Source organism: Streptomyces sp. SKN60 (assembly GCF_026236535.1).
Lineage (GTDB): Bacteria > Actinomycetota > Actinomycetes > Streptomycetales > Streptomycetaceae > Streptomyces.
The window spans coordinates 1-7,763 of record NZ_JAHTMW010000045.1 but is presented as its reverse complement, the minus strand read 5'-3'; the positions used below and the strand labels follow the sequence as shown (position 1 = coordinate 7,763).

Here is a 7,763-nt window from a genome sequence, read left to right as displayed (position 1 = left end):
CACCTTCGACGGCCGGCTCTCCGCAGCCCGTCAGTAACCCCGAACACCCTCGTTACACCGTTCGATTGACAGACCCCGCCGACCTTGACAATGCCTGAGCCAACGAACTGACGGAAGGTCCCGTGACAGAGAAGTGGACCGGGTGCGGCGGCGGTTCTGCCGGAACGCTTGATACGCAGGGCCTCGCGGGCGAATCTGGAGTCGACGGCAGGAGAGAAGAACCCCGGCGAACCTGACGAGGGCCACTGCCCCGATCACCCGGTGGGACGCTCGCTCAGCGGGCTCCCCGGGGCCAGCAGTCCCGGAGTCAGCTGATAGGGGCCTGATAGAGGCCGCGGCCGGCGCGGGAGGCCCGTGAGGTGGCTACGAGCCGGTCAAGTGTGCTGCGGACAGTGTTGATAGCGGCTGTGGACGAACCCCGGCCGAGCGCCTGCGCGACGTCACGGGCACGCATCGGACTGTCCGGCGATTGCGAGAGGACAGCCACCACCTGCTCGGTGAGACCGCCAGGTGCTGCTGCCGCAGATGCAGCCGCCTGTCCCTGGGCCGGGGTGTGAAGCTTCTTCGTCGAGGTAGGCTCGGTACGTCCGCCCTCACCGGAGGCGGTTTTACGCCTGCCGGTGGAGCGTGACCTGGTGACCTTCCGAGGCGCGGGGACCGGGCCGGAATCCTGTGGCGCCGCTGTCCCAGAAATCTCAACTGCGGCTTCGTTTTCGGCCGCAGGCGGTTCTGGCGCCTCCTGTACAGCGCGCGGGGTGGGCGTGTCGGCCAGGGCCAGCAAGGCTGTGAGTGCCGTGCGGACCGAGAGTACGCGTTCGGAAACCGAGGCCAGTTCCTTCTCGAGGTCCTGCTGAAGCCGCTCCAGCAGAGGAAGTTCTTTCTGGAGTGCTGTAGTTGTCGCATCGATGTTGTCAGTCGCGCTGCTAGTTGAAGGCATGAAACGCTCCTGTGTGAGGGGGCCGGGCAGAAAGGGCACGGACCGTGTGCTGTGCAGGGTACGTCCTGCTTGGCGGTGCACAGAGGTTGAGGCGCCGGATTGCTGTCCCCCAGCGAGAGCTCTCGCAGCACTCGGCGATTGCGCTGGAGCCAAGCGGAGGTACAGGTTCCGTGTGTGACCCGTTCGTGCCTCCCTTCACTTTGCTCCTCGCGGGCGCGGAATCCGTCTCGGCGATGGGTGCAGCCGCCGTCGACAATCCGAACAAGATCTGATGAAGGTGTGCAGGCGCGAGAGCCGCGGGAGGACTGGTTCGGGCATCCAAACAGGAAGCCAGCCCAGGGTGGCCCGATCCCACGGAGGTCTTCGCTCACTACTCCCATACTTCCGGCAACGGATACCGCGAACGGATCGAGGGCGAGACAGTGACGTTCGCCTCAGGGCCAGAAGGGCCCGCAGGCCGAGAACATGCCTGCAGCTGAGCCCCGCTCCAACTTTTGGCGGCGCCTGACAGTCTCCTTGCCGAGACCTCGATCCGGTACGGCGGCGTCCGCCCGCCAACGCGTCGCCGACACCTGTGTCGCGCTCTTCTCCAGATTCGTGCCCTGCGGCGTATGGGAGGCCATCTAGGCCCTGTGTCGAAAGTGGATCTTGGGCTGTGAATGATCACGGTTCATGGGTCGGGGAGATCTCACGGACGAGCAGTGGGCGGTGCTGGCGCCGTTGTTGCCGAAGGGTGCCAGGACCGGGCGGCCGCCCGTCTGGCCTCGGCGGCAGCTGATCGACGGCATACGGTTCCGGGTCCGGACCGGGGTTCCGTGGCGGGACGTCCCCGCCGAGTACGGGCCGTGGAACCGGGTCTATGACCTGTTCCGCCGGTGGCAGCGCAACGGCACCTGGCACCGGATCCTCACCTGGCTCCAGACCCTGGCCGATGCGAAGGGCGCGATTGTCTGGGACCTGAGCGTCGACTCCACGGTCTGCCGTGCCCATCGTGGTCACGGCCGGGCAGCGCGGGGACTCGCCGCAGTTCGAACCGGTGCTGGAGAAGGTCCGGGTGCCCCGCATCGGACCGGGCCGGCCTCGCGTCCGCCCCGACCGCGTGCGGGCCGACAAGGCATACGCCTCCCGCAGGACCGGTCCTACCTGCGCCGCCGCGGGATCCGTTGCACCATCCCGGACAAGGCCGACCAGGCCCGCAACCGCCGGAAGCGCGGTTCCCGCGGAGGCCGGCCGCCGCGCTTCGACCCGGTCGACTACCGCCAGCGCCATGCGGTCGAGTGCGGGATCAACCGCCTCAAGAGGAACCGTGCTGTCGCCACGCGCTACGACAAGCTCGCCGTTCGTTTCGAGGTGACCGTACTGGTCGCAGCGATCAACGAATGGCTATGACATCTGAGGTGTACGCGTGTGTGACGTCATGGGCGGATGCCTTGTTCGACTTGTGTGACGCGCTTCTGTGCACCGACGGACCGGTCCGGACCCTCGTGGACCTGGCGCTCGCGCCGGAACATCGCCGGGATCGTCCTGAACCCCGACGAGCACGAGACGTATGGGCACTGACCGTGGCCCAGTGGCGGGAGCTGATGCCGAGGCGGGACCACGCCCTGTCTCGAATCGGTCATGGCCGCCCGCCGCAGCGGCACGCCCGCGTACTTCGACACCCGGGACTGGGAGGGGAGTAGACGACCGGCCGGCAGCCGAAGCGGCGGGCCGTCAGACCGGTTGGCACTGCACTCGTTCGGCGGTCTGCGCGGACTGGGGAAGCGTCACGGAGTACCGGCCGACATTGTTGTTCTCGTTGGTTTCCCGGATGGTGTTGTCCGGGTCGATGGTGATGGTCACCGTGATCGTGCGGCCGAGGTCCGCTGGGCTGAAGGGGACGGCGAGGTAGGCGGTGCCGCCTCGCCCGCCGGGCTCCGAAGCGAAGCGGCCGTTGACCTGTGTCCCGTACTTCTCGGAGCGGAAGGGGATCATCCACCCGGTGTCGGGGGAGGGCTGCTGCGTGCCGGACCACCGCAGGTTCAGGCCCACCGCGACCCAGCCGCCCTCGTGGTTCGGGTCGTAGACGCAGCCTTCGAGTCCGGCGGACCACAGGTCACCCGCGGGCGCAGGGCCGTCGTCCCCGGGGCCGTCCGTGGGCCCGCCACTGGCGGTGGGGCCCTCCGTGGGAGTGGGACGCCCGGTCGTGGGGGCGGGAGTCGGAGGTGTCGGGGCCGTTCTGGTCGGTGTGGCGGAGGAGGTGGTCCCGCCGCCACGCGTGGTGGACCCGCCTGTGGGCGAGCCGTCCGTGGAACCGCCTGTCGTGGAACCGCCCGTGGGGGTTCCTCCGGTGCTGGAACCGCCCCCGGAGGAACCGCCCCTGCTCGCTGTCGGTGTGGTGCCCTTCCCCTCCGTGGCCCCCGGCACGCAAGCAGCCAGCAACAGGGCCAGCGCGCAGGCGGTGGGCGCGGCGAATCTCTGGGTGTGGTGGCTTCTCATGGCGTCTTCCCTGTCGCAGTGGGCGTCCTTCTTCTCGAGCGGTCGCCGTGTCATCGTCGGCCCGCACCCGCGCCGCCACCTGAGTAGGGCACCACTCAGCCGCAACCCGCCCGCGGGGAGCCACAATCAGGGCATGGACGCAATCATCAGCGGCGTACGCCACATCAAGATCTTCGTGACGGACCTGGCGCGCAGCGCGCAGTGGTACGAGCGGGTCTTCGACCTCCGCCTGGAGCTGAGCTTCCAGGACGACGACGGGGTCGTCCGCGGCATGCAGTTCGGCCTTCCGGGCACCGATCTCAAGATCGCTTTGAGGGAGCACCCCGCCTGGGTGAACTACGATGCCGACCCGTTCGCGCTGGCCACCACCCGTGAGGCGCTCGACGCGTGGGACGTCCGCCTCGGCGAACTCGGGATCCCGCGCACGCCGGTGCTGCGTGCGTCAGGAGGTCATGGCCTCGGGTTCCGCGACCCCGACGGCATGCAGATCCGGCTGTACGCGCCGGACGAGACGGTCGCTGCCGAGACTGTCGTCCAGGGCACCGTCATCTCCTCCTCCAACCCGGTCGATCCTTCGACCCTGTTGCGCTAACCGAGCACGCGGTCGAGGTCCGGCGGCCGCAGGACCTGCTTGAGTTCCGCACGGCTCGTGACGCCGAGCTTGACGTAGGCGGCGTGCAGGTGGTTCTCCACCGTGCGGACGGACAGCACCAGACGGCCGGCGATCTCCTTGTTGCTCGCGTCGTCGGCGGCGAGGCGGGCGATCTCCCGTTCACGGTCGGTGAGCTGGGGCGCGCTGAGCCGGGCGAGAGCGGGCGTGATCGCCCCTTCGCAGGCCGATGCCAGGACCCATGCCCGGGTTGTCGCCGAACGGGCGGAAGCCTGGCGTCCGGAAGCTTCGAAGGCCGCGGCGGCCTGAGCCGAGGCCTCCGCGGCGAGCAGGACGAACCCGAGCCGCTCGAACGCGTCGGCCGCACGGACCAGCGCCGCACCGTCATCTGCGGCGGCCGCTGCCGCATGGGCGGCGGCCACGGCGACGAACTCGCCCTGGCAGGTGCCCGCGAGCTCGGCGAGCCGGTCCGCGACGGAGCCTGCGCGGGACCTGGCGGCGGATCCGGCGGCGGGCCCCGCGACCGACCCCGCGGCGCCGAGCCGCACCGCGTCGTGGAGCGCCACGACCTCCTGGCTGTACGCCCCCGCCTCCCTCATCCGCCGCGCGCCGTCCAGGGCGAACTCGGCGGCGCGTCCCGGTTCGCCGCGGGCAGCGGCGACCCACGGCCGGGCCAGGTCCGCGCCGAAGCCCAGTACGACCAGCGGAGCCGACTGCTCGGCCGACTCCAGGGCGGCGACGGCGGTATCGGCGTCCCCGGCGAGCGCCGCGGTGATCGCGACCTCGGCCGAGCGCTGGATGTGGTGGTCGCTGAGCGCTGCCGCGGCGTTCTCGGAGGTCAGCAGCCGCAACGCCGTCCTCACCCGGCCCCGGTGCCTCTCCAGGACGCCCTCGGCCTGATCGCTCTCCGACCGGGCCACCGCCCAGTCCCCGGCCCCGGCGCCGACGGTCTTGATCTCCTCGACCACCTCGGCCGTCCCGGCGAGATCCCCCGCGAAGATCGTCGCCATCCGGCGCAGTTCCAGGAGCGCCCGGTGGTACACGGGCACCGCGTCCTGCCACTGCTCCCGGGTGGCCAGCGCGCGGTCGGTCGCCGCGATCGCGTCCAGCGGACGCCCCGTGAACCCCAGGATCCAGGCGCGCTGCCCGTGTCCCTGCGCCTCCATCGGGACGCTGACGGGAGCGGCGACGATCGTGTCCGTCAGGGCGAGGGCGGCCTCGAAGTCGCCAAGGGCGAATTGCACCCCGGCCTGCCAGAACGTCATCTCCTGCCGGTTCTCCTCGTCCGTGAGCGTGCGCGCAGCGTCCTCCACCAGGGCAATCGCCTCGTCGGTCCGTCCGAGTACGGCGAGGGTGTTGAGCCGGGAGGAGATCATCAGGGTCCGGGTGCGTTCGTCGCACGGCTCGTCCCAGACAGACGCCAGCACCGCCTCGGCCCGGTCGAGTTGGCCGCCGTACCCCAGCACGGGCGCGTACAGGACCGCCGCCCGCGGCCCGCCGCCCGCCTCCATCGCGGCCCATCCGAAGCGCTCGGCGAGCGGGTAGTCGTGGGCCGCCCAGGCCAGCCGCAACGCCGCGATCAGCGGCTCCGGGTCGGTGGCCGTCCCGCTCTCCAGACGCCACAGCGCCAGGCGCATCGCGTCCTCCCGCCGGCGCAGCCCGGTGGACTCGGCCATCTCGGCGAGCTGCCGGTAGCGCCGCAGGCGGCGCAGGCGCGGCATGCCCGCGCGGACTGCCTCCCCGTACAGGGGATGCCCGAGCCGGATGTTCGTGCGCCGCCCCTCCTCCGGGGCGACGTGGATGAGGGCGCGCTCCTCGACCTGCTCGAGCGCCGTCTCGTCGGTGTGCGCGGCCAGCGGGAGGAGTCCGAGCGGCTCGCCGAGCGCGACCAGCTCCAAGACCTCCAGCTGTACGGGGGTCAGGTCGCCGATCCGGGCGGCGATCAGCTCGGACAGCCGGCCGGACAGCTCGACCGCCCCGTCCATCCGCCACAGGCCGTCGACGGTGGCCAGCGTCCCGCGTTCGAGCGCACCGGCCACGAGCTCGCGCAGGTACAGCGGGTTCCCCCGGCTCAGCTCGGCGAGCCGTCCGGCGGTCCCCGCCGCGACCCGCGCGCCCAGCACGGACTCCAGTACGCCGGCGACCTCCTCGGCCGGGAGCGGACCGACCTCGATGCGCGCGGCCTGGTCCTCCTGCCACAGGGACGCGACCGCGTCCGGGCACGGCTCCCCGGTCCGTACCGTGACGACCATCCGCATCCCGGCGTCGGACAGCTGCCGCAGCAGCGCGGCCGACGCCGGATCGAGCAGGTGGCCGTCGTCCACGACCAGAACGCCGTCCCCGACCGCGGCCCGTACGGCCCGGGCCGCCCATCCGAGCAGGTTGTCCCCGGCGTCCCCGGCGGGCAGCAGTGGGGCGAAGGCGCCGAGCGGCAGCGAAGCGGCCGCCTCCGTCGCGCGCACCCGCGGTGCGCCCGGCGCCGCCTCGGCGGCCAGCCTGCTCTTGCCGACCCCGGCCGGACCGGCGAGCACCACACTGCGGCCCTCGCCCAGGACCTGGCGGATGCGCTCGGTCTCCTGTGCCCTGCCCCCGAACGGCCACGTACGCGACATGGAGCCGAATATACAAACCGACGGGAGGATCCTGGCCCGGCTTCACACCTGCCGGGCTCATCACCCGCCGGGCTTCGATCCCGCGACGACCCGTCACCGGCGGGGGCACCGCGGGTTCGAGCCGCGAAACCCGGGCGAAGCCCGCTTGCCGCAGCTCCTCGACGATGTCCGCGGCACCGTCCGGGGTTCCGCCGTCGCGGACGACCCGCCAGCGCGTCACGGCGTCCGCCAGCGGACCCGCCCCGTACGTCGGCACCTGCAGGGTGAACCATCCGCCGGGCCGCAGCGCGCGGTACACGGCGGGAATCGCACGGAACAGGACGGAGGGCGGGGTGAGGAACGTCGGCACCACGACGGAGTCGACGGCGTCGGCCACGTCCAGCCGGTCGACGTCCCCGGCGAGGAGCCGCACGCGACCGGCCACCCCGGCGGCCTCGAAGACGGCCGCGGCCCCTTCCCTGTCCTCCTCGCACGGCTCGTAACCGACCGCCCATGCCCCCGGGTACGCCAGGCAGAGCGCGGCAGTAGCCTCCCCAGTGCCGACACGCGCGGCGAAGAAGACCGCCTCCGGCCCGGACAACCGCTCCTCGAGCCCCTCCATGAGCGAGAACACCTGCTCCCGCAGATATGCGACGCCCTGGATGGCCTCCCCAATCCGCTCCTCCGGCGTCTGTACCGCCCGTGCCGTCCGGGCGGTCGAGGGGCGCGCAGCGGCGGCTTCGGCGGCCATCCGCCGCACCGCGCCGCCCAACCCCAGGCGCTCCACGGCCATCGGCTCGGCGAGCAGCCCGGCCAGCCCGGGCGCAGGCTCCCACCGCCGCCCGTCACGCACGGCGAGCCCCAGCTCTCCCAGTACCGCTCCGAGCTCGTCACCGAACTCCTGCCCTTCGACGAAGCACGCGACCGCCACCAGCGCCCACCCCTGCGTGAACAGCGAGTGGATCCGCTCCGCCGCCTCGTCCCTACTCACGACCGTCTTCTCTGCCATGCCGTCAGACTCATCCACCGTCCCGGCCCGCACCTGAGTGAACGCCCACTCGGCTTGACTCTGGGGTCTGTCAATCGAACGGTGTAACGAGGGTGTTCGGGGTTACTGACGGGCTGCGGAGAGCCGGCCGTCGAAGGT

Annotated in this window: 4 protein-coding genes and 3 pseudogenes; 3 read left to right on the top strand and 4 right to left on the bottom strand. The window is 71.5% G+C overall.

The window, feature by feature from the left end:
- Positions 1 to 307: 307 nt before the first annotated feature.
- Entirely contained in the window at positions 308 to 937 is a 630-nt protein-coding gene (locus tag KV205_RS35810; protein WP_265869224.1) for a hypothetical protein, read from the bottom strand.
- 305 nt (positions 938 to 1,242) lie between these two features.
- Between KV205_RS35810 and KV205_RS35805 the strand changes: the two are divergent.
- A pseudogene (locus tag KV205_RS35805) lies at positions 1,243 to 1,405 on the top strand (cold shock domain-containing protein); the annotation flags it as partial.
- Between the two features lie 204 nt (positions 1,406 to 1,609).
- Positions 1,610 to 2,326 (top strand): annotated as a pseudogene (locus tag KV205_RS35800) (transposase).
- A gap of 324 nt (positions 2,327 to 2,650) precedes the next feature.
- Here KV205_RS35800 and KV205_RS35795 read toward each other — a convergent pair.
- Positions 2,651 to 2,968 (bottom strand): CARDB domain-containing protein, encoded by a 318-nt coding sequence (locus KV205_RS35795; RefSeq protein ID WP_265869222.1) that lies wholly within the window; start codon positions 2,966 to 2,968, stop codon positions 2,651 to 2,653.
- 580 nt (positions 2,969 to 3,548) lie between these two features.
- On the opposite strand from KV205_RS35795, the gene KV205_RS35790 reads away from it, so the two are divergent.
- Complete coding sequence (locus tag KV205_RS35790) at positions 3,549 to 4,007, top strand: VOC family protein (RefSeq protein WP_265869221.1); 459 nt, start codon at positions 3,549 to 3,551, stop codon at positions 4,005 to 4,007.
- On the opposite strand, the gene KV205_RS35785 is transcribed toward KV205_RS35790, so the two are convergent.
- Positions 4,004 to 6,637 carry a LuxR family transcriptional regulator gene (locus tag KV205_RS35785; RefSeq protein WP_265869220.1) on the bottom strand — a complete coding sequence of 878 codons (2,634 nt, stop codon included), beginning with the start codon at positions 6,635 to 6,637 and terminating at the stop codon, positions 4,004 to 4,006. The genes KV205_RS35790 and KV205_RS35785 overlap by 4 nt on opposite strands.
- Before the next feature lie 274 nt (positions 6,638 to 6,911).
- A pseudogene (locus KV205_RS36690) lies at positions 6,912 to 7,238 on the bottom strand (methyltransferase domain-containing protein); the annotation flags it as partial.
- Positions 7,239 to 7,763 lie beyond the last annotated feature (525 nt).

Bases quoted from the DNA above. Each gene is read 5' to 3' on its own strand.
- KV205_RS35790 (WP_265869221.1), top strand. From the start codon at position 3,549: ATGGACGCAATCATCAGCGGCGTACGCCACATCAAGATCTTCGTGACG.
- KV205_RS35785 (WP_265869220.1), bottom strand. From the start codon at position 6,637: ATGTCGCGTACGTGGCCGTTCGGGGGCAGGGCACAGGAGACCGAGCGC.
- KV205_RS35810 (WP_265869224.1), bottom strand. From the start codon at position 937: ATGCCTTCAACTAGCAGCGCGACTGACAACATCGATGCGACAACTACA.